The following is a 20,556-nucleotide window of genomic DNA, read 5'->3' on the forward strand; positions in this document are numbered from 1 at the left end:
GCAATGCCTACGAGGGGTGCAGCAGGTAGCGCACCTGCGCCCGCACCGGCTTGCCGGGGCTGGCCGTCAGAAAGGCGTCCCAGCCCAGCCGTTTCGCGGCGCCGCGCGTCTGCGTGCTCAGCACCAGGGGTTTGACACACGGCGGACGCAGCAGCAAAAGCGCCTCGTACTGGATGCAGGGCACGCCGAACAGCGCCAGCATCTTTTCCAGCCCAGCCGCGCCGGGGCCGCGCGGCAGGAAGCGCTCGAAGTCGGCCTCGTCTAGCGGGCCGATGCGCAGACGCACGCGCAAATCGCGGCGCCACTGGCGCACGCCCAGCGTGGCGCCGTAGCCAAGGCGGGCAATGGGGCCGCCGAGTTTGCTGAGGGCCGCCCGCGGGATGGCGTCCCAGCAGCCGACGAACTGTTCCAGCGCGATGGGCACGGCGAAGTAGTCGGACAGCACGCGCGCCACCGTGTGCGCCGATATCGGCCGCGTGCGCAGCAGCGCGGCATAATAGCCGGCCACGTCGGCGGACACGCCGCGCGCGCCGGCGAAACCGTCCTCGGCCACGCCGCCGAGCGCCAGCAGCATCGGCAGCAAGGCGTCCCGCCCCTGTTCGTCGCGCCGCTGTTCGAGCCGGTATTTTTCCCCCGCCTGGTAGAACAGGCCGACCAGGCGGTTGGAAAAGGTGTCGAGAAAGGCGCGGCCGGCGCCGCCCTTGTCGCGATGCAGGGCGGCCGCGATGCTTTCCGAATAATGCAAAGGCAGCACGCCGCCCACGCCGAGGAAGCCGATGAACGCCGGCGTGATGCCGATGCGCGGCAGCTCGCCGCGTTCCAGCGCCAGCCGCAGCATGGTGTCGGTGCGCGGGGCGTGTACGGATTCAATCTGGCTCGCCGGAAAACTCAGCGACAAGCTGTTCTCGAAGCGCAGCACATGCGCGAAGGCGTCGTCGCCGCCCACGCCGGACTGGCGCAGCAACAGCAGCAGAATCCGCACCGCCTGCACGAACTCGAACCTGTACGGTTCGTCGATGAGGCGCTGGATTACGCTAGGTTCAAGGCGCCGTTGCGCGGTTTGCATCGGATCAGCTCCTCTCCGGTTTTGTGCGACAAGGCCACAAGCTCGATAAAACTGTTGAGCTGGACGTACAGCCCGAGGAATTGGTCGATGACCTGGACAAACAGATGCATGCCGCTGCCGACGAAGGCTTGCTCGTCGAGCGTGAGGCGCACCTCGATGCCGTGCACCAGCGAGGCGCCGCGCTTGCCGCGCATCCAGAGCGCCGTTTCCGCATGCGCGAGGCCGGTGATGCCGCCTATCTGCCGCTGTGAAATCGGCGATTGCGGCAAGTCGTACAGGGTCAGCATTTCGCGGAAAGCCGGCAAGCCCTCCTGCACCAGCGAGTGGTGGTTCAGCGTCAGGTGGGAGATCAGCCGCCAGTGGGCGCCATGCGCCGAGGCGAAGCGGCACGGCGGCGTCGGCCGCCGCAGGAAGCGGATCGCCCGGCCGGCGGCGCAGGCCGGCTTTTCGACGTCGCCGTCCGGGTGCCCGCAGCCGAGCATGGCCGGCAGCTCGCGGTTGCTGCACGTCAGCTCCAGCGACAAGGTGCTGTTTTCCGCCCGCAGCGGCGCGAAGTCGGCGTCGACCAGGGTCAGCCTTTGTTCGTGGCCGGGGCTGGTCGCGGCCAGCGCCTCGTCGCGCCGCATCACCCAGTAGTGGCCCTTCGCGCCGGCGTCTTCGCCGTGCCGCAGCGAGTAGAACGGGCGGAACTCCGTCACGCTGCCGGCGCTCTCGCGCCGCCGCAGCATCCGCACGGCGTCGAGCGAATACACCTCGAACGCATGCGCGTGCGTGGCGCTGGCCAGCACCGCGTAGTCGGCCGCCGTTTGCGTCACGGCGATCGGCACGCCGGCCTGCCGGAACAGGTTGACCACCGGCGTGCAGCCGAGCAGCAGCCGGTCCGGCGCCAGGCTGCGCAGCATGCGCGCGACGTTCGAGTCGGGCCGCAGGCCCGCCACCGCCAGATGCAGGGTGGCGCGGGCGCAGCCCTCGGGCAGGCGCGCCAGCATCGCGGCCAGGTCGACATCGAAGAAGTTGAACTTTTCCGGGAAGGCGAAGTACTCGGTCAGCACCCGGTAGGCCGGATGCGAGCGCGCGCCGAAGGGAATCAGCGCGTCGTCGTCGGCAAAGCCGACCGGCGCGATGGGCGGCGCGGACAGCGCGATCCACTCGCCGCCGTCCGCCTCGACGTAGGCGCGCGCCACGCGCATGAACAGCGTGTCGCGCAGCGCGGCGCAGAACGACGGCTCGCCGTCGATGAACACGCGCAGCGTGCCCAGGCCGGGCCGGGCCAGCGTTCCCTGGCGCGCCTCGATCGTCATGCTCAGGCCCGCACCGGCGTCCGGCGGCAGGCCGGCGCCGGCGGGCGCCCGGATCAGGGGATCGAACCTGGCGCCCGACAGCGCCAGCGGCGTCAGGTTCAGCTCGTAGGCCGTGCGGAATTTGCAGCGCACCTCGGCGCCGAAGGCGGACTCCAGCTCGGTCCCGCGCGCGATGCCGACGGCATCGCCGCCGTTGCCGTGGCGCGGCCCGGCGCCGTCGAGCCGCGCAATGGCGCAGGACGGGAACGCCCGCAGATAATGCGGCATCAGCACTTCGAGCAAACCCTCCGTGAACTCGGGGTAGTGGTTGTCCAGCCGCTTCGCGACGCGCGCGGTCAGCAGCGCCGTGGCCTGGATCAGGCGCTCGATGTGCGGATCGTCGCAGGCGTCGCCGGCCATGTGCAGGCGCCCGGCGATCTTCGGGAAGCGCTCGGCGAATTCGCGGCAGTAATGCCGCAAAATGACCAGCTCGCGCTCGTAATAGGGCAGCAGCTCTTCCATCAGGCGCCGCCCTCCCTGTGCCGCTGGCGGACTTCGCGTATCGAATACTGCTGGCTCGACGGCTCCAGCACGGCGTCGAAATGCACGGGGCCGACGACGCGCCCCACCCTGAGCAGCGCGGAGATGACGAAGTCGACCCGGTTCGAGCCGGCGCCGTGCAGGCGCAGCGCCGCGCCGACGTCGCGCAGGCGCGGTTCGTGGCGTTCGATGCTCCGCTTGACGGCCGCGCAGATGCTGCTGCGGTCCGCTTCGCTGGCCAGGCACATGCTGGCGAAGTCCAGCAAGCCGTAATTCAGCAGCGAATTGCCGACCTCGGGATAAGCCGCCAGCATCTGCCCGGCGAGCGCCATGCGGGTGTTGAGCAGCGCCTCCAGGTCGCGCGCGACGGCGTCCTTGAGCTGTTCCAGGCTCCACGCCGCGGCGCCGTCGCCGCTCAGGCGCTCGAACAGGCCGGGCGTGAATTGCTGTGACATGGTCAACCTCCTCGGCGCCGCGTGGGTGGGAGCGGCCATTATTGGCCGATTTCCGTCCGACAAATTGCGCTCGCGCAAGGTTCGCGCGCCCGGGCCTTCCCTTGCGCGGCGTCAAGAGCCTGCGCGGGCCGGCGCGGCATGCTGGGGCCTGTGGCGTCGGCCGCCGCCCCATCCCCCCACGCGGAGAAGCCCATGAATTTCCCTGCCAAAGTCTTGTGGTCCGAGGGCCTGACACTGGGGCCGCAGCAATTGCAGCAGCAGGACCGCTACCACGAGGCACGCCTGCGCAAGGTTGCCGCCACCATCAACCCGAACCTGTGGGGCGTGTACACGGTCCTCTGGAACGTCGACGCGCTGGCGCACAAGCTGCTGCGCGCCGACCGGATGTCGCTGCTGTTCCAGGACGGCGAGCTGTACGAGGCGCCCGACGCGGACCCGCTGCCGGCGCCGGTGGACCTGAGCGCCCTGCCGCCGGCCGAAACCAGCTTCACCTTCTACGCCGCGCTGCCGCTGCTGAAACCCTATGGCGGCAATCTGGCGGACGCGGACGCGGCGCGCGACGCCGCCCGCTACACCCGGGTCGAGGCCGACACGGCGGACCTGTTCACGGACGCCCTCAACGTCGACGTCGCCTACCTGCGCAACACCGTGCAACTGCTGGCCCAGGCGGAACCGCGCGGCGCCTACGCGAATTTCCCGGTGGTGCGCCTGCGCCGCCTCGCCGCCGGCGGCTTTGAACTCGACCCCGGCTTCATGCCGCCTTGCGTGTCGATCGGCGCCGCGGCCGGCTTGCGGCAGTTGTGCGACAACCTGCTGGGCAAGCTGAAGGCGAAAATCGACTCGCTCTACGCGCTCCAGCGCCAGCCGAACACGGACGTCATCGAAGTGCACAGCGGCGACATCGCCACGTTCTGGATGCTGCACACCATCAGCACGGCCAGCGCGGCGCTGTGCCACTACGCGCGCGCCGCGCAGCAGCACCCGGAGCGCCTGTACGTGGAACTGCTGGCCCTGGCCGGCGGCCTGATGGCATTCTCGAAAAAATACACGCTCGACGACCTGCCCGCCTACGAACATGGCGATCCGGCGCCGGCCTTCAGCCGCGTCGACGCCATCATCCGCGACCTGGTCGACACCGTCATCTCGTCGAGCGTCGTCGCCATTCCGCTCTGGCAGGACGAAAACAAGGTGACGCACTATCGCGGCACGCTCGACGCGCTCAAGGAAGAGCGCAAGACCGCCCTCATCATCGCCGTCAACGCCGACATGCCGGCGCTGGAGCTGGTGGCGATGGTGCCGACCCGCTTCAAGGTCGGCTCGCCCGAGGACGTCGAGCAAATCGTCACCTCGGCGCTGCCGGGCGTGACCTTGACGCACATGCCGCAGGTGCCGGGCGCCGTGCCGGTGCGGCCCAGCACCTACTACTTCGCCGTCAGCGACAAGGGCGCGCTGTACGAGCGCATGCTGAAAGCGCGCGCGATCACGATCTACGTGCCGAGCGGGATGAAGGACCTGCAACTGGAACTGCTGGCGCTCGCCTCCTGAGCCGCGCGCCCCGGGCCTCGGTGCTCACTTGGCAAAGCTGATTTGCCGCTGCGCCTGCGCCGGCCGCTTGATGTGCTCCAGCGGCAGGCTGAAAGTCTGCTTGATGGTCTTCAGCGTCACCGTCGATTTGACGTTGGCCACGCCCGGCAGGCGCAGCAGGCACGCCGTCATGAAGTCGGCGAACGAGGCCAGATCCGGCACGGCGATGCGCAGGATGTAGTCGGCCTCGCCCGTCACCGACAGGCATTCGAGCACCTCGGGGATGTCGGCAATGGCCTGCTCGAAGCGCCCGCCCTGCTCGCCCTGCCGCTCCAGCGTCACGTGGGTGAAGGCGATCACGCCCAGACCGACGACCTCGGGCTTGAGCACGGCCACGTAATGCGAAATCACCTCGCTCTCTTCGAGCCGCTGAATGCGCCGGCTCACCTGCGAGGTCGACAGGTGCACCTCCTCGCCCAGCGCGCTATTGGTGGCGCGGCCGTCGCGCTGCAGCGCCAGCAGCAGGTCCACATCGTAGCGGTCAACGACTACCTTGCTCATTTCATTCTCCATTTTGCATTTTTCCGCATATTTTGTGCGAAAACCCCATTTAAGTCCACACAAAACGCGCACAAAATGCGATGGTTGCGCACTAACATATCACCCAATCCCCGGTCTGCGTCGCGCCGGTGGCAGCAACTCGCCGCGCCGGCGGATAATATCCGCACGGCGCCCGACCCGTCCCCCGTTACACCATACTTATAATTAGGAGCACAACAATGTCCGACCTCTTTGACAACCCGATGGGCCTGATGGGCTTTGAATTCGTCGAATTCGCCTCGCCGACCCCGAACGTGCTGGAACCTGTCTTCGAGATGATGGGCTTCAGCAAGGTGGCGCGCCACCGCTCGAAGAACGTGGTGCTGTACCGCCAGGGTGACATCAACTTCATCATCAACAACGAGCCGGGCAGCGCCGCCGCCTACTTCGCCGCCGAGCACGGCCCGTCCGCCTGCGGCATGGCCTTCCGCGTCAAGGACGCCCACCACGCCTACGCCCGCGCGCTGGAACTGGGCGCCCAGCCGGTCGACATCCCGACCGGCCCGATGGAGCTGCGCCTGCCCGCCATCAAGGGCATCGGCGGCGCGCCGCTGTACCTGATCGACCGCTTCGAAGACGGCAAGTCGATCTATGACATCGACTTCGAATTCATCGACGGCGTCGAGCGCCACCCGAAAGGCGTCGGCCTGACGCTGATCGACCACCTGACGCACAATGTCTACCGCGGCCGCATGAGCTACTGGGCCGGCTTCTACGAGAAGCTGTTCAACTTCCGCGAAATCCGCTACTTCGACATCTCCGGCGAATACACCGGCCTGACGTCGAAGGCGATGACCGCGCCGGACGGCAAGATCCGCATCCCGCTCAACGAAGAGTCGTCCAAGGGTTCGGGCCAGATCGAAGAGTACCTGATGCAGTTCAACGGCGAGGGGATCCAGCACATTGCGTTATACTCCGACGACATCATCGCAACCCTGGACGCGCTGAAGAAGGCCGGCCTGCCATTCATGGTCGCGCCGCCGGCCACCTACTACGAAATGCTGGAAGGCCGTTTGCCCGGCCACGGCGAGCAGGTCGAAGAGCTGCGCGCGCGCGGCATTCTGCTGGACGGCAAAACCGAAGGCGGCGAAAAACGCCTGCTGCTGCAGATTTTCTCGGCCACGCTGCTGGGACCGGTGTTCTTCGAGTTCATCCAGCGCAAGGGCGACGACGGCTTCGGCGAAGGCAACTTCAAGGCGCTGTTCGAATCCATCGAGCGTGACCAGGTGCGTCGTGGTGTGCTGAAAACGGCTTAAAGCCCGACCCCTGACGGCGCAAGCCCCTTGCGCCGGTTTGATAAATTGAGGAATCCCATGTTTGAACACGTAGAAACCTACCCCGGCGACCCTATCCTGACGCTGAACGAAACCTTCATCGCCGACACGCGCGCCGGGAAAATTAACCTGGGCATCGGCGTCTACCTCAACGATGCGAGCAAGCTGCCGGTCATGCGCGCCGTGGCCGAAGCCGAAACGGCGCTGCTGCAAAGCCCGGGCGTGCGCCCCTACCTGCCGATGGAAGGCGCACCGGCCTACCGCAAGCAGGTGCAGCGCCTGCTGTTCGGCGCCGACTCCGCGGCGCTGGCCGCCAAGCGCATCGCCACCGCGCAAACGCTGGGCGGCTCCGGCGCGCTGAAAGTGGGCGGCGATTTCCTCAAGTCCTACTTCCCCAAGGCGCAGGTATGGATCTGCGACCCGACCTGGGACAACCACCGCGCCATCTTCGGCGGCGCCGGCTTCACCGTCAACGCCTATCCCTACTACAGCGCGGCCCTGCAGCACGTCGACTTCGACGCCATGCTGGCGGCGCTGGGCAAGGTGCCGGCCGGCGACATCGTCGTGCTGCACGCCTGCTGCCACAACCCCACCGGCGCCGACCTCAGCGAACAGCAATGGCGCACGCTGGCCACGCTGGTGCGCGAGCGCGGCCTGCTGCCCTTCTTCGACATCGCCTACCAGGGCTTCGGCGCCGGCCTCGACGAGGACGCGTTTGCGATCCGCCACTTCGTCGCCGAAGGCATTCCGCTGCTCGTCGCCAGCTCGTTCTCGAAGAACTTCTCGCTGTACGGCGAACGCTGCGGCTCCCTGAGCATCGTCTGCGACAACGCGCCGGAAGCGGACAATGTGCTGGGCCAGTTGAAGGCCGCCGTGCGCCGCAACTACTCGAATCCGCCCACGCACGGCGCCCGCATCATCTCCGCCGTGCTGGAAAACCCGGCGCTGGACGCCGAGTGGACGGGCGAGCTGAACGCCATGCGCGGCCGCATCCAGGCCATGCGCGAAGGTCTGTACGCGCAATTGCGCGCGCTGCGCCCCGACCGCAACTTCGACTACCTGATCAAGCAAACCGGCATGTTCAGCTACACAGGCCTGACGGTGGCGCAAGTCCGCAAGCTGCGCGAGGAATCGGCCATCTACCTGCTGGAATCGGGCCGCATCTGCATCGCCGCGCTGACCCAGGCGACGCTGTCGACGGTGGCCGCCGCCATCGCCAAAGTCATCGACTAAGCATCGCGCACGCAGCAAGCCAGAAACAAGAACCGGGGTCGCCCCCGGTTTTTTTTTGCCGGCACTAGCAAACGTCTACCCAGAGGCCGCGCGTCACCGCCGCCAGTTGCGCCGTGCTGATCCGCACGGCCGTGTGCACGGCGCCGGCGGCCGGCATCACCTCGTCAAAATTGCGCAAAGACTGGTCCAGATAGATGGGCAGCGCCTGCGCCAGGCCGAAGGGGCACACGCCGCCGACCGGATGGCCGGTCAGTTGCGCCACCTCGTCGGGCGCCAGCATCTTGCCCTTGCCCAGCGCGGCCTTGAACTTCTTGTTGTCGACGCGGGCGTCGCCGCTGGCGACCAGCAGAATCACCTGGCCGTCGCCGAGGCGGAACGACAGCGTCTTGGCGATGCGGCCCGGCTCGACACCGTGCGCCTCTGCCGCCAGGGCCACCGTGGCGGTGCTGACCTGCAATTCGATGATGGGAATATCCAGCTGATTGGCTAAGAAGAAATCTCGTACGGATTGCAAGCTCATTGGCGGTATCGCGGCAGGTTGGGTTTCAAGGGAATGGAGCAATGATGATAGCAAGCCTGGGGACAGACCACGATTTTCAAGAAAGAATTTCTTGGAAATCGTGGTCTGTCCCCAGCTTTCCGCTTGACTAGAACTAAATTCTAGAAGAATATTCTAGTCATGAACCCGCCCGACATCCAAGCGCAATCGACCGACCGCAAGTCGGCGATCCTGGCCGCCGCCCTCGCCGTCTTCTCCGAAAAGGGGATCGAGGCGACCACCATCGACGACATCCGCCAGCGCAGCCAGGCGTCCGTCGGCAGCATCTACCATCATTTCGGCAACAAGGAGAGCATCGCCGCCGCCCTGTTCGCCCTGGGCCTGGACGACTACTGGGGCCAGTTGATCGCCCGCACACGGGCCGCGCCGGACGCCGAACAGGCGATCCGCGCCCTGCTCACCACCCACCTGGACTGGATCGTCGCCAAGCCGGACCTGGCGCGCTTCCTGTTCGCGCGCCGCCAGGCCGTCAGCCCCGCCCACGAACAGGCGATCCGCGACCTCACCGCCGCCCACTTCAAGGAATTCTTCGCGCTGTTCAAGCCCTGGTTCAAGCAAGGCATACTGCGCCGCCTGCCGTTCGAGCTGTACGGCCCTCTGCTGCTGGGGCCGGCGCAGGAATTGTCGCGCCACTGGCTGGGCGGCCGCGTCGGCCTCGACCCGCGCTCCGCCGCCGGGGAACTGAGCCGCGCCGCCTGGCTCAGCCTGGCGGCCGACGCGGCGCCGCCCTCCCAAGTCTGAACAAGACCGTTTCGACGCTTCTTTTTGATAGGACTCACGCATATGGCAGCCAAGCGCCTCACCCTGAACACCGACGATGGCCAGACCTTGGCCGTGTATTGCCACGAACCGCAGCAGGCCCTGCGCGCCGAGGTCGTCATCGCCCCCGGCATGGCGATACCGCAATCCTTCTACGCCGAGTTCGCCGCCTACCTCGCCGGCCAGGGTTGCCGCGTGTGGACCTTCGACTACCGCGGCATGGGCGAATCGCGGCAAGGCTCGCTGCGCGGCTGCAAGGCCGACATTTCCGACTGGGTCGGGCGCGATTGCGACGCCGTCGTGCGCCACGCCAGCATGGCGCCGGAGCGCACACCGCTCTTCCTGCTCGGCCACAGCCTCGGCGGCCAGACCGCGCCGCTGCTGCCGTCCATACAGCGGCTCGCCGGCATCATCAACATCGCCGTCGGCAGTGGCACGATGCGCCATAACCAGCCGGCGACGCGGCGCCTGGCGCCCCTGCTGTGGCACGTGCTGACGCCGCTGCTATGCCCGCTCTTCGGCTACTTCCCCGGCGCCCGCATCGGCGTCATCGGCGACGTGCCGCGCGGTGCGATGGCGCAATGGCGCCGCTGGTGCCTGACGCCGGACTACCTGCTGTCGGGCGAACCGGGCGCGCGCGCCGCCTACGCCCGCGTCCGCTGTCCGGTGCTGGCCCTGACTTTCAGCGACGACGAGCTGCTGCTCGAATCCGGTTCGCGCATGCTGCACGGGGCCTACAGCGGCGCGCCGGTCGACTACCGCGAACTGACGCCGCAACAATTCGATGTGCCGCGGATCGGCCATTTCGGCTTTTTCAGGCGCAACCAGGAAAAGGTATTGTGGCCGCTGGTCAGCGACTGGTTGCAGCAGCGCTGCGCCGACATGCAGCCTGGCTTGGCCCGGCTGAGCGAAGCGTAAGCGGCATCTCCCGCCATGCGGCAGCTACTTTTCCGCAGGCGCAGCGTGCAACTTCAGCAACAGGGCCTTGTAATCGGCAATCGGACCCAGTCCCATCTGGGCCCGGCGCGCGTCAAGATGCGCCTCGTCTTCGACGGAATACATTTCTTGCTTGCCCAATTGATTCGTTTGAAACTGGCTGCCATAGCGCTGCTTTTTGCCGTCATACATCAAGTCCCGGTCGACGCTCAGCGCAACGCTGGCCCAAGGCAACTCCCCCTTCTCGGCCGCAGTCTTCATGTATGGCAGGCATTGCTTCAGCAGGGAAGCGCTGCCGTGTTGAACCAGCAGCCACACGGCCTTGGCGGCTTTCCCTCCCACCAACTCCGCGCCCGGCCAACCCTTGCTGCGGATGATGTCCCGAACCCTGGCCTCATTGCTTGCGTCGAGTAGGGCAACCTCCCGGCCCAAAGCGGGATCTTGACGCGCCGCTATCCAGCGATTGCGCACTTCCTGATCCGCAGCCTCCATTGCCTCGAATTCCGCCGCAAGCTGGGGATCGCTGCCCTGTTCACGGTGGAGCAACAAGTCAAGGCGGCTGTTTGGCCCCGGCAGCGTGAGGCTATGCTGGAGCGACGCCCAGCCAGGCGCTTTCGCGCCGATGATGTAGTCGCCGGCCGCCAAGTTGAGCACATAGCCCCCATCCGCGACCTCGCCTTGGAACATCTCGCCGCCATCGCCGCCGAGCTTGAACGCCAGGACAACGACGCCGTCGGGTAGCGGACCCGACGCGCGCAATGCGCCGTCAATACGCACGGCGCCACCATTGGCAAACGCCAGCGTGGCAAAACACATAAGCAAGGGCATCAGCGCCAGCGGAATACAACGTGCAATCAAAGGAAATCCCGTCATTAGTGGTAATAGGAATAGCGTCAGGACTACTCGCGCAGCCTTTCCGCTCGCCATACAAGCTGGAACATTTCAATGATTATATCAATACAAACTTTGCGGAAATTACAGGGCGGCCCCGTCCAATACCAGGTGCGCGGCCCGGCCGCCTGACTCGCGCAGCCATGCGTTTGGCTCGCGCAGTCTAGCCAAAGCCCCCTGCCCGTCCGGCGTTTCGCTTTAAGATCAAGGCCCGAGTCAATTGTTGTATTGACACGGTTTTCCTCCTGTCATGCGCGCGGACCGGCCACCGCTTTCCGCGCGCGGCGAACAACTTCTCACAAGGAAAGTGGAGCAAACCCCGCGCTGGATTGATCTTTGCTGCATGCAAACGGAAGGATGAGAAGCCCATGGAACACGTCTTGAAGGACACTTTCCCCACGCTGGACGCTCGGGCAGCCCTGGCCGGCAAGCACATCCTCCTCACCGGCGCCACCGGCTTCCTCGCCAAGGTCGTGCTGGAAAAACTGCTGCGCAGCGTGCCCGACGTCGGCGGCATCACCCTGCTGCTACGCGCCGGCCGCAACGGCGCCGACGCGCGCGCCCGCTTCGAGCGCGAGATCGCCACCTCGTCCGTGTTCGACAAGCTGCGCGCCGAGCGCCCGCGCTGGCTGGAACGCTTCTTCGCCGACAAGCTCGACTGCGTCACCGGCGAGGTGACGCAAGCGGCATTCGGCCTGCCGCTGGACGCCTTCGCCGCGCTGGCGCGCCGCACCGATCTGGTCATCAACGCCGCCGCCAGCGTCGATTTCCGCGAGGCGCTCGACGCGGCGCTGGCCATCAACGCCGTCGGCGTGCTGAACGTCGCCGCGCTGGCGCGCGCCGCCGGCGCGCCGCTGATCCAGGTGTCGACCTGCTACGTCAACGGCTACCGCCGCGGCGACATGCATGAGCGGCAGGTCGAGCCTAGCCGCGGGGCGATTCCGCGCCACCCGGACGGCCACTACGACCTGTCGCGCCTGCTGGAGCGTCTGCAGCACCGCATCGAGGAAATCAAGGAGCAATGCGCCGACCCGCAGCTGCGCGCGCGCCGCCTGACCGAGCTGGGCATCGCCGAGGCGAATTACTACGGCTGGAACGACAGCTATACCTTCACCAAATGGATGGGCGAGCAACTGGCCATGCGCGCCATGCGCGGGCGCGCGCTGACCATCGTGCGCCCGTCCATCATCGAAAACACGCTGCGCGAACCGGCCGCCGGCTGGATCGAAGGCGTCAAGGTGGCCGACGCCATCATCCTCGCCTACGCGCGCGGCAAGACCAGCTTCTTCCCGGCCACGCCCGGCGCGGTCATCGACATCGTGCCGGCCGACCTGGTCGCCAACAGCATCGTGCTAGCCGGCGCCGAGGCCCTCTGCGACGGCGCCGGCCGGCGCATCTACCAGGCGTGCAGCGGTTCGCGCAACCCCGTCCTGCTGGGCACGCTCATCGACCTGATCCAGACGGAGGCGCGGCGCAACTGGCGCCACTATGAGCGGCTGTTCTACCGCGCGCCGAAGCGCGACTTCCGCGTCGTCAGCCGCGCCGCCTTCCTGCTGATGCTGCGCGCGCTGGGCGCCGGCCTGGGCCTGTGGAGCGGCGCGCGCCGCCTGCTCGGCGCCGGCCCCTCGCCGGCCTTGCAGGCGCTGCGCACCACGCAGACGCTGGCGCAGACCTTTTCCTTCTACACGGCGCCGCGCTGCCGCTTCCACAACGACGCGCTGATGGCGCTGGCGCGGCGCTTCGGCGACGGCGCCCGTTTTCCCGTCGACCCGGCGCTGATCGACTGGCCCGACTACCTGTGCCGCGTCCACATGGGCGGCTTGAACCGCTATGCGCTGCGGGACAGGCCGGCGCCGGCGGCCCCGTACCCGCAAGCGGAGCCCGGCATCGGCGCCGGCACACTGGACATTCAATCAAGCTGACGTCGACAGCAGGCGGCGCGGCACAGGAGACAACAGCAATGAAGCATGCATACGCAGCGCGCGCGCCCGCACCAGCCGACGCCGCCGTGGCGCCGCCGGCTGGTGCGGCTGCGGCGCCCATGACGCGGCGCGACTACGCCTGGCACCGCATGGACGGCGCAGCGAACCTGATGGTCATCAACAGCATCCTGCTGTTCGACGGCGACGTCGACATGGAGCGCCTGGTGTCGACCATCGCGCACCGCCTGCCCAACTATCCCCGTTTCACGCAAATCGTGCAGCGGCGCATGGGCCGCCCCCATTGGGTCGAGGACGCCGGCTTCGACATACGCGCGCACATCCGGCGCGACAACGAAGCGCAGCCGGCCAGCCTCGGCGAACTGCAAAGCCGGATGGGCCGCATCGCCCACCTGCCGCTCGCGCCCGGCCGCCCGCTCTGGCACATGACGGTGATCGACCGGGCCGGCGGCGGCCACGCCATCGTCTTCCGCGTGCACCACTGCATCACCGACGGCCTCGGCCTGGTCCACGTGCTGAACCACCTGACCGACGAGCATGGCCGCCACGGCAGGACGCCGTCGCCGCTCGGCCATCCGCATCGGGCCGCCGCGGCCGGCAACGCCGTGTGTTCGACGCTGGCGCGCGCCTGGGCGTGGCTGAAGATCGCCGCCCACGTGACGCGGCTGTCGCTGCTGCTGCCGGACACGCGCACGGAGCTGAAGGCGCCGCTGACGGGCGCCAAGCAACTGCTGTGGCTGCCGCCGCTGGACATGGCGCGCGTGCGCGCGCTGGCCAAGCGCATGGGCGTGACGCTCAACGACGTCTGGGTCGCCGCCGTCGCGGGCGCGCTGCGCCACTACCTCGCCGAACGCGGCCAGGCCGTCGACGGCGCCGCGCTGCGCGCCGCCGTCACCTTCAACCTGCGCGAGAAGGCCAACGCCTACCAGCTCGGCAACGAGTTCGGCCTCGTCGCCGTGGCGCTGCCCACGCATATTGCCGATCCCTGCCAGCGCCTGCGCCAGGCGAGCGCGCGCATGACGGCCATCAAGCGCTCGCACCAGCCGCAGGCGACGATGGCCTTCCTGTCCCTGGCCGGTTGCCTGCCGGCGCCGCTGCAGCGTTTCGCGCTGAACCTGTTCACCTCGAAGGGCTCGGTGGTGCTGACCAATATCGAGGGGCCGGCCAGCCGCCGCTACCTGGCCGGCAGGGCGCTGACGGACTTGATCTGCTGGGTGCCGCAGGCGGGCCAACTCGGCGTCGGCCTGGCCTTCATTTCCTACGCCGGCCAGATCCAGCTGGCCCTGTTCGTCGACACCGGGCTGGTGTCCGAACCCGCCCGCCTGATGGCGCTGACCCAGGATGCCTTCGCCGAACTGGATAAAAACGCCGCGCCAGATAGTTGAAAAATAATCTAGTAAATAATTTAATATTTGTTTACCTTTTGATATTTTTACTCTACTCTTGGTTCCGTAGTTCCTAAAAACAATCTCCAGGAGTAAATATGAAACGACTCGTCTTACTCGGTATTTTGTTCGCAAGCGGACTTTCCCAAGCCGCGGAGCTGTACAACAATGGTCCTGTCGTCGACGAAAACGGACTGTCGGTCGTGTACGATCCCGCCACGACTTACGGATTTGGCAACCAAGCCGACGCCGGCAACGCCGTGGCCGACAACTTCTCCATCGCGGCCGGGTCGCGCTGGAACGTGTCCAGCCTCGACTTCTTTAATTACCAAACCGGTGCCAGGGGCTTCACGTTCGGCGAAGCCACCTGGAGCATCGTTTCCGGCGACGTCAACGCCGGCACCGTCGTTGCCTCCGGCGTCACCAAGCTGAGCAATGGCGGGCTGGAAGGTTACCGCATCACCGACGGGGACGTCGGCAATACCCAGCGCGGCATCTACCGGGCACACGCCGACGTCGCCGACTTTTCGCTGGACGCCGGCAAATACTGGCTGCGCTGGAGCATAAGCGGCAGCAATCAGGCGTCGGGCCCGTGGCAACCGCCGACGTCCGACGCGCACGGCGGCAACGCCGCCCAGGCAGGACTGTTCACCCCCTTCGGCCCCCTTGACGACGGCGCCGGACTGGGTGTCGAGCTGCCCTTCACCATCCATGGCAGCGTCAGCGCCGTGCCGGAACCGGAAACCTACGCGATGCTGATGGCCGGCCTGTTCATGGTCGGTGCCGTCGCGCGCCGCCGCAAACACGCCAGCTAAGCGTCGCCCCAAGACCATCGGCAACAGCGGCCCGCAGCGGCCGCTGTTTTTCATTCCCCCCCTGGTTCGCCGTGCGCATCAATTTATCGCGGATATGCGACAATCGCCCCCCGTAACGGCATTCTCCCCATTACACAGTCAAACAAGGAGCGGCAGATTGCATATCTTGATCGTAGCCGTGGGCAGCGCCGGCGACGTCTACCCGTTTATCTCGATAGGCGGCGAATTGCGCCGCCGCGGGCATACGGTGCACGTCTTCGCGTCGGCGGCCCATCAAAGCAGGATAGAAAACGCCGGGCTGGCATTCTCCTCGGCCGTCAGCCAGACCGACCTGGACGCGGCGATCGCCGATGCCGACGTGTGGAACGCGCGCAAAGGCTTCGCCGCCATCTGGAAGCGCATGGGCAGGCAATTGCCGGCGGCATACGCCAAGCAGCTCGCCGCCATCCACCCCGGCGAAACCATACTCGTCGCCAGCAGCCTGGCCGTGAGCGCCCGCCTGCTGCAGGAAACCCAGGGCCTCAACATGGCCACGGTCCACCTGGCGCCGTCGTGCATCTTTTCGGCCGACGAGTCGGCCATGCGCGGCGGCCTGCCGGGCCTGAGCGCGCTGCCGTCCTGGGCCGTGCGGGCCATCATGAAGCTGATCGAAAAACACATCCTCGATCCGCTGCTGCGCGCCGACCTCGATCCCTTGCGCGCCTCGCTCGGCCTGGCGCCGGTGCGCCGGGTGATGGGCCAGTGGCTGCACTCGCCGCAGCGCGTCATCTGCGCCTTCCCCGACTGGTTCGCGGCGCCGCAAGCGGACTGGCCGCCGAACACGCTGTGCGCCACCTTTCCGCGCCTGCCGGCCGCGCCCGACGAGTCGCTGGGCGCGGCGCTGCAAGCCTTCCTCGCAGGCGGGCCGGCGCCGATCGCCTTCACGCCCGGCTCGGCGATGGCGCACGGCCGCCTGTTCTTTCAGCGCGCCATCGCCGCCAGCGCGGCGTTGGGGCGGCGCGCCGTGCTGGTGACGCCCTACCGCGAGCAATTGCCGGACATCCTGCCGCCCTTTGTGCACCACGAAGCCTATGTGCCGTTCGACCTGCTGGCGCCGCGCGTGGCCGCCTTTGTACACCACGGCGGCATCGGCACCTGCGCCCAGGCGCTGGCCGCCGGCAAACCGCAACTGATCACGCCATTTGCGTTCGACCAGCCGGACAATGCCGCGCGGCTGAAAAAATTGGGCGTGGCGGCCAGCGTGGCGCCCAACGCGTCCGTCGGCAAATGGGTGCGCGCGCTGTCGCAGCTATTGAACAGCCCCGCCACGCTGGCCGCCTGCCAGGCGATGGCGGCGCGCATGGCGCAGGAAACGCCCGCGTCCGAGCAGATCGCCGGCATGATCGAAGCGCTGGCCGTGCCGTCCCTCACCAGCCAACCGAAGCAGCCTCTTTCTCATGCAAACTAACATCGCCGCGCGCACCGCGCTGGTCCTGGAAACCAACAATCTGCGCGGCGGCGCCGGCGCCGCCGCTGCCGCCGCCAGCCTGCACAGCGTCATCGCCATGCTGGCGCGGCAAAGCGTGCCGCTGACGGCGCTGGCCCAGATCGTCGTCACGCACGACGGCCTGAGCGACGCCTGCCGCGACGAAGTGCTGCGGCTGGCGGGGCGCGACGTCGACTTCGTCCGCATCGACGCCGCCACCGGCTATTACGACGCCAAGAACGCCGGCTTTGCCGCCACCGACCCGCACCGCTGCGACCATGTCGTCTTCGCCGACACCGACTGCGTGCCGGCCCCCGCCTGGCTGGCGGAACTGCTGGCGCCGCTGGCGGGCGACGCGGCGCCCGCCGTCGTCGTCGGCCGCACCAGCTACGCGGCCAATGTCGTCGGCGCCGCGCTGACGACATTGGACTTCATGTACTTCCCCAGCCCGCTGCGGGCCGGCGCCACGCGCAATTTTTACGCCAACAACGTCGTCTTCCGCCGCGACGTCTTCGCCGAATACAACTACCAGTCGCTGAGCGGCGTCTACCGCGCCCACTGCCAGGTGCTGGGATTGCACCTGCAGGAAGCCGGCGTGCCCCTGCACTACGCGCCGCTGGCCCACACCGAGCACCGCCTGCCCGACACCCGCCTGGAAGCGGCGAAGCTGCGCTGGATGCGCGGCCAGGACACTTACGGCCTGACGCCGCATCTGGTGCGCGCCTACCTGCCCGCGTCGCTGCAGTGGCTGGGCCGCAGCGGCCCGCTCGGTCCCCTCTGCGTGCTCGCCTCGCGCCTGTACTTCAGCATGCGCGCCCTGAACCGCCAGGAGCTGCCGCCTTTGCGCGGCGCGCGCTGGCTGGCCGGCGTCGCCTGCATCGCCGCCTTCTCGGCCATCGACATGCTCGGCGCCCTGGTGCGCGGCTGCGGCTGGCGCACCTCCGGCGACCGGCACGCCGACGCCGACGCGCAAGCCCTTTCCTACCACCGCCGTTAAGCATTTTTCGGAACCTGAACTCATGATCGACAACGATGTATTGCACTCCCGCGCCGCGCGCTGCGCCATCGCCCTGCTGCTGGCCGGCGCCGGCGCAACGGCGGCCGCGAGCGAATTCGCCGGCCCCGGCGTCCACAGTTTCGCATCCGGCAGCGGCTGCCCGCTCGCCGCGCTGGCCGGCAAAACGACGCAATGCAACCGCCTGGCGCTGGACCAGGCCGACACGCGCGCCACGCTCGACAGCGCGGCGCACGCGATCCACTTCTACAATTCCCGCCGCTACGCCCGCAAAACCATCGTCGGCGACGTGCTGTTGCAGGGCTCGGGCGTGGGCCAGGACGGCCAACGCGTGCCGCTGAGCTTCCACCTCGTGCTGAGCAAGTCCGGCGACAAGTGGTCGATGCGCAGCCACACCCACGCCCCGCTCAAGGGTAACTTCAGCGCCGTGCAAATCGACCCCTACCAGGTCCACGTCACGGGCGCGGCGGCGACGCGCCAGATGCTGGCGCCCGCCGACATCACGGCGACGCTGACGCAACCGGGACTGGCGACGCGCCTGGCCAGCGAACTGGTGCAGGTGCGCGACAATCGCGGCGCCGGCGCGCGCGACGCCGACATCACCATTGCCGTCGGACCGGGCAAGTTCTCCAAGTCGGTGATGCGGGCGCGCCTGCACAGCGACCCGCTCACGGGCGACAATGTCGACTCGCTGCTGCTGCGGGGCAGTTGGTCGTTCGAGCTGGAGGCGCTGACGGGGCAGATCCCGGACGATGTCGCCCAGCGCGAGCTATTCCTGTTCGGCTTGCACGAGCAGGCTTTGTTGAAGCCGCTCGCCGAGCGCGGCTTCAAGAAGCATGAAAAGCTGACCGTCGGCGCCGTCAACGGCAAAGGCTATCTGCGCTACGGCGCGCAACAACAGGCATTCCCGGAGGCCGAAGGGGCCGCCCGCGCCTTCCTGCAGCAAAGCTTCATCGGCCTGGTGCTCGGTTGGCATCAACTGGACGGCGCGGCCCGTGCCCGCTGACGCGGCGCCGGCCAGCCTGCAGGTGCCGCCGTTACGCGGCTGGCCGCGCCTGCAGGCGCAACTGGTACACCACATCAAACGGGCGGCGCTGCGGCAGCTGCACGCCAGCGCCGCCGGCGAGCGCCTGCTGCTGCGCATGTACCTGATTGGCGAGGAAGCCACGGAAATCGCGCTTCAACGCGAATTGATCGGCGAACGCCCCGACTGGCTGGCGCGGCAGATGGACCAGCACCTCGCCGACGAACAGCGCCACGCGCGCGCCTTCGCCGCCGCGCTGGCCGAACGGGGCGCGCGTGGCGCCGCCGACGAACCCGACTGGCTGAGCCGGCGCAAGATCGCCCAGTGGCGGCGCCTCGCCGCCCACCACGCCGAACGCTTTGCCGCCGGCCTGCTGGTGCCGGCCTTCGCCATCGGCCTGTGCGCCGAACAAATGGCCACGCGCGTGCTGCAACGCCACTGCGAACTGATCGGGCCGCATCATCCGCTGCACCCGCTGCTGTCGGGCGTGCTGGCCGACGAAGACCGCCACGTGCGCCTGTGCAGCCACACGCTGGCGCGCCTGGTGGCGCCGCAGGAACAGCCGGCGCTGGCGGCGCTGCTGCGCGAAATCCGTGGCATCGACCGCGCGTATGGCGTCAGCGGCGCCATCGGCATGTACCTGGCCGGAGCGGCGTTACGCCTGCGGCCCGCCCACGCGTGAGCGCCCTGCGCCTGGTCTACCTGGCCACCGCCGACGCCCGCGGCCACCTGATGCGCGCGCAATTGCTGACCCACGCGCTGCGCGCCGCCGGCGCCAGCGTGCGCGTACTGACGACCTCGGATGAAGGCAGCCGCTTCCTGGCCGGCTTCGGCGTCGACGCCGGCCTGCTGTCGCGCCACTACGCCGTGCAATTCGACGCGCGCCAGAATATGCTGCGCGAAGCGACGGACGCAAACGTGGCGAACTACCTGTTCCGGCCGTCGCGCATGTTGCGCGACATCTGGCGCCTGCGCGCCGAGCTGCGCGGCGCCGACCTGGTCATCAACGACTCCTTCCACCCGGCCCTGCTGTTCATGGGTTGCGTGCCGGGTTGGCGGCGCAAAGTGGTGCACGTCTACGGCGCCAGCCTGCGGCATGCGCTGGAAACCAACTTCCACGCCCGCGTGCCGGGCTGGCTGGCGCGGCTGTTCGGCCGCATCGTCGCGCTGCAGATCGGCGCCAGCCGCGCGCGCCTGGAACACGACTTCGGCTACGCCGGCTGCGCCGAACGCGCAGGTAGCCACTACCGCCTGCCGACGCCCGTCGCCCTGGTGTCGGCAAGAAACGCAGCGCCCAGCGCAGGCGCTGCGGCGGTCTACCTCAACCCGCACTTCCGCGATCCCCAACTGGCCGAGGCGCTGGAAAGCGGCCTGGCCGGCGCCGGCGAGCGGCCGCACCTGGTCGGCGAAGGCTACGCCGGCCGCGCCGGCTGGCAGGCGAACGATCCGGACTGGATCGACCGCGCCGTCGCCAGCGCATTCATCGTCTCGGCGCCGGGCATGGCGGCGCTGTCGATTGCCCAGGTCTACAGCAAACCGATCCTGCTGGTCGTCAGCGAGCAACCGGAACAGCAGATCAACGCCGCGCGCGCCGCCGAACTGGGCCTGCTGCACCGCACGGTGACATGGCGCGGCGACGCGGCCGCCTTTGCCGACGCGGTCCGCACCGCCGGCGAGGAATTGCGCGCCGCGGCGGCTTGCGCGCCGACGCCGGGCGGCCACGCCGCCGCGGCGGCACGCCTGCAAACCTGGGTCGGCGTGCTGACGGCGCTGGCGCCGCGCCGCTAAGCGTCAC

General features: G+C 68.1%; 19 protein-coding genes. 13 read left to right on the plus strand and 6 right to left on the minus strand.

Features of this window, described 5'->3' with window-relative positions; translation table 11 throughout:
* Positions 1-7: 7 nt before the first annotated feature.
* From tssG to tssE, 3 genes are read right to left on the minus strand one after another with little or no spacing between them, the layout of a single operon-like run.
* Positions 8-1,066 carry a type VI secretion system baseplate subunit TssG gene (tssG, locus tag OIK44_RS05650; protein ID WP_273669721.1) on the minus strand — a complete coding sequence of 353 codons (1,059 nt, stop codon included), beginning with the start codon at positions 1,064-1,066 and terminating at the stop codon, positions 8-10.
* A complete protein-coding gene (gene tssF, locus OIK44_RS05655) occupies positions 1,030-2,868 on the minus strand; it encodes a type VI secretion system baseplate subunit TssF (RefSeq protein WP_273669722.1) in 1,839 nt (612 codons plus the stop codon). Before tssF ends, tssG begins: the two co-directional genes overlap by 37 nt.
* On the minus strand, positions 2,868-3,341 hold the full coding sequence (gene tssE / locus OIK44_RS05660) for a type VI secretion system baseplate subunit TssE (RefSeq protein ID WP_273669723.1): 474 nt from the start codon (positions 3,339-3,341) through the stop codon (positions 2,868-2,870). The genes tssF and tssE overlap by 1 nt, the downstream gene beginning before the upstream one ends.
* Before the next feature lie 192 nt (positions 3,342-3,533).
* Here tssE and tssK point away from each other — a divergent pair, with 192 nt between their 5' ends.
* Positions 3,534-4,886 (plus strand): type VI secretion system baseplate subunit TssK, encoded by a 1,353-nt coding sequence (gene tssK / locus OIK44_RS05665; protein ID WP_273669724.1) that lies wholly within the window; start codon positions 3,534-3,536, stop codon positions 4,884-4,886.
* A gap of 24 nt (positions 4,887-4,910) precedes the next feature.
* Here tssK and OIK44_RS05670 read toward each other — a convergent pair whose 3' ends face one another.
* Positions 4,911-5,426: an Lrp/AsnC family transcriptional regulator gene (locus tag OIK44_RS05670; protein WP_273669725.1), complete on the minus strand. Its 516-nt coding sequence runs from the start codon at positions 5,424-5,426 to the stop codon at positions 4,911-4,913.
* Between the two features lie 218 nt (positions 5,427-5,644).
* On the opposite strand from OIK44_RS05670, the gene hppD reads away from it, so the two are divergent.
* Positions 5,645-6,721, plus strand: coding sequence for a 4-hydroxyphenylpyruvate dioxygenase (hppD, locus tag OIK44_RS05675; protein WP_273669726.1), 1,077 nt, complete (start codon positions 5,645-5,647; stop codon positions 6,719-6,721).
* A 57-nt stretch (positions 6,722-6,778) separates the two neighbouring features.
* Positions 6,779-7,972 (plus strand): amino acid aminotransferase, encoded by a 1,194-nt coding sequence (locus OIK44_RS05680; protein ID WP_273669727.1) that lies wholly within the window; start codon positions 6,779-6,781, stop codon positions 7,970-7,972.
* A 64-nt stretch (positions 7,973-8,036) separates the two neighbouring features.
* Here OIK44_RS05680 and OIK44_RS05685 read toward each other — a convergent pair whose 3' ends face one another.
* A complete protein-coding gene (locus OIK44_RS05685; RefSeq protein ID WP_273669728.1) occupies positions 8,037-8,492 on the minus strand; it encodes a YbaK/EbsC family protein in 456 nt (151 codons plus the stop codon).
* A 159-nt stretch (positions 8,493-8,651) separates the two neighbouring features.
* Here OIK44_RS05685 and OIK44_RS05690 point away from each other — a divergent pair, with 159 nt between their 5' ends.
* Positions 8,652-9,272 carry a TetR/AcrR family transcriptional regulator gene (locus tag OIK44_RS05690; RefSeq protein ID WP_273669729.1) on the plus strand — a complete coding sequence of 207 codons (621 nt, stop codon included), beginning with the start codon at positions 8,652-8,654 and terminating at the stop codon, positions 9,270-9,272.
* A 42-nt stretch (positions 9,273-9,314) separates the two neighbouring features.
* Positions 9,315-10,208, plus strand: coding sequence for an alpha/beta hydrolase family protein (locus tag OIK44_RS05695; protein ID WP_273669730.1), 894 nt, complete (start codon positions 9,315-9,317; stop codon positions 10,206-10,208).
* A 24-nt stretch (positions 10,209-10,232) separates the two neighbouring features.
* Here the strand turns inward: OIK44_RS05695 and OIK44_RS05700 are convergent, their stop codons facing one another.
* Positions 10,233-11,084: a DUF6624 domain-containing protein gene (locus tag OIK44_RS05700; protein ID WP_273669731.1), complete on the minus strand. Its 852-nt coding sequence runs from the start codon at positions 11,082-11,084 to the stop codon at positions 10,233-10,235.
* A 401-nt stretch (positions 11,085-11,485) separates the two neighbouring features.
* On the opposite strand from OIK44_RS05700, the gene OIK44_RS05705 reads away from it, so the two are divergent.
* From OIK44_RS05705 to OIK44_RS05740, 8 genes are all read left to right on the plus strand, one after another.
* Entirely contained in the window at positions 11,486-13,039 is a 1,554-nt protein-coding gene (locus tag OIK44_RS05705; protein WP_273669732.1) for a fatty acyl-CoA reductase, read from the plus strand.
* Between the two features lie 38 nt (positions 13,040-13,077).
* Entirely contained in the window at positions 13,078-14,442 is a 1,365-nt protein-coding gene (locus tag OIK44_RS05710) for a wax ester/triacylglycerol synthase family O-acyltransferase (protein ID WP_273669733.1), read from the plus strand.
* A gap of 98 nt (positions 14,443-14,540) precedes the next feature.
* Positions 14,541-15,257 carry a PEP-CTERM sorting domain-containing protein gene (locus OIK44_RS05715; protein WP_273669734.1) on the plus strand — a complete coding sequence of 239 codons (717 nt, stop codon included), beginning with the start codon at positions 14,541-14,543 and terminating at the stop codon, positions 15,255-15,257.
* Positions 15,258-15,414: 157 nt separating this feature from the next.
* Complete coding sequence (locus OIK44_RS05720) at positions 15,415-16,704, plus strand: glycosyltransferase (RefSeq protein WP_273669735.1); 1,290 nt, start codon at positions 15,415-15,417, stop codon at positions 16,702-16,704.
* Entirely contained in the window at positions 16,694-17,719 is a 1,026-nt protein-coding gene (locus tag OIK44_RS05725) for a glycosyltransferase family 2 protein (RefSeq protein ID WP_273669736.1), read from the plus strand. Before OIK44_RS05720 ends, OIK44_RS05725 begins: the two co-directional genes overlap by 11 nt.
* 22 nt (positions 17,720-17,741) lie before the next feature.
* Positions 17,742-18,743, plus strand: coding sequence for a hypothetical protein (locus tag OIK44_RS05730; RefSeq protein WP_273669737.1), 1,002 nt, complete (start codon positions 17,742-17,744; stop codon positions 18,741-18,743).
* Positions 18,733-19,443 carry a hypothetical protein gene (locus OIK44_RS05735; RefSeq protein ID WP_273669738.1) on the plus strand — a complete coding sequence of 237 codons (711 nt, stop codon included), beginning with the start codon at positions 18,733-18,735 and terminating at the stop codon, positions 19,441-19,443. Before OIK44_RS05730 ends, OIK44_RS05735 begins: the two co-directional genes overlap by 11 nt.
* Complete coding sequence (locus tag OIK44_RS05740) at positions 19,440-20,549, plus strand: glycosyltransferase family protein (RefSeq protein WP_273669739.1); 1,110 nt, start codon at positions 19,440-19,442, stop codon at positions 20,547-20,549. The genes OIK44_RS05735 and OIK44_RS05740 overlap by 4 nt, the downstream gene beginning before the upstream one ends.
* Positions 20,550-20,556 lie beyond the last annotated feature (7 nt).

The organism is Janthinobacterium fluminis, assembly GCF_028595325.1.
Lineage (GTDB): Bacteria > Pseudomonadota > Gammaproteobacteria > Burkholderiales > Burkholderiaceae_D > Janthinobacterium > Janthinobacterium fluminis.

Coding starts and splice junctions, on each gene's coding strand:
- tssG (WP_273669721.1), bottom strand. CDS start 1,066: ATGCAAACCGCGCAACGGCGCCTTGAACCTAGCGTAATCCAGCGCCTC.
- tssF (WP_273669722.1), bottom strand. CDS start 2,868: ATGGAAGAGCTGCTGCCCTATTACGAGCGCGAGCTGGTCATTTTGCGG.
- tssE (WP_273669723.1), bottom strand. CDS start 3,341: ATGTCACAGCAATTCACGCCCGGCCTGTTCGAGCGCCTGAGCGGCGAC.
- tssK (WP_273669724.1), top strand. CDS start 3,534: ATGAATTTCCCTGCCAAAGTCTTGTGGTCCGAGGGCCTGACACTGGGG.
- OIK44_RS05670 (WP_273669725.1), bottom strand. CDS start 5,426: ATGAGCAAGGTAGTCGTTGACCGCTACGATGTGGACCTGCTGCTGGCG.
- hppD (WP_273669726.1), top strand. CDS start 5,645: ATGTCCGACCTCTTTGACAACCCGATGGGCCTGATGGGCTTTGAATTC.
- OIK44_RS05680 (WP_273669727.1), top strand. CDS start 6,779: ATGTTTGAACACGTAGAAACCTACCCCGGCGACCCTATCCTGACGCTG.
- OIK44_RS05685 (WP_273669728.1), bottom strand. CDS start 8,492: ATGAGCTTGCAATCCGTACGAGATTTCTTCTTAGCCAATCAGCTGGAT.
- OIK44_RS05690 (WP_273669729.1), top strand. CDS start 8,652: ATGAACCCGCCCGACATCCAAGCGCAATCGACCGACCGCAAGTCGGCG.
- OIK44_RS05695 (WP_273669730.1), top strand. CDS start 9,315: ATGGCAGCCAAGCGCCTCACCCTGAACACCGACGATGGCCAGACCTTG.
- OIK44_RS05705 (WP_273669732.1), top strand. CDS start 11,486: ATGGAACACGTCTTGAAGGACACTTTCCCCACGCTGGACGCTCGGGCA.
- OIK44_RS05710 (WP_273669733.1), top strand. CDS start 13,078: ATGAAGCATGCATACGCAGCGCGCGCGCCCGCACCAGCCGACGCCGCC.
- OIK44_RS05715 (WP_273669734.1), top strand. CDS start 14,541: ATGAAACGACTCGTCTTACTCGGTATTTTGTTCGCAAGCGGACTTTCC.
- OIK44_RS05725 (WP_273669736.1), top strand. CDS start 16,694: ATGCAAACTAACATCGCCGCGCGCACCGCGCTGGTCCTGGAAACCAAC.
- OIK44_RS05730 (WP_273669737.1), top strand. CDS start 17,742: ATGATCGACAACGATGTATTGCACTCCCGCGCCGCGCGCTGCGCCATC.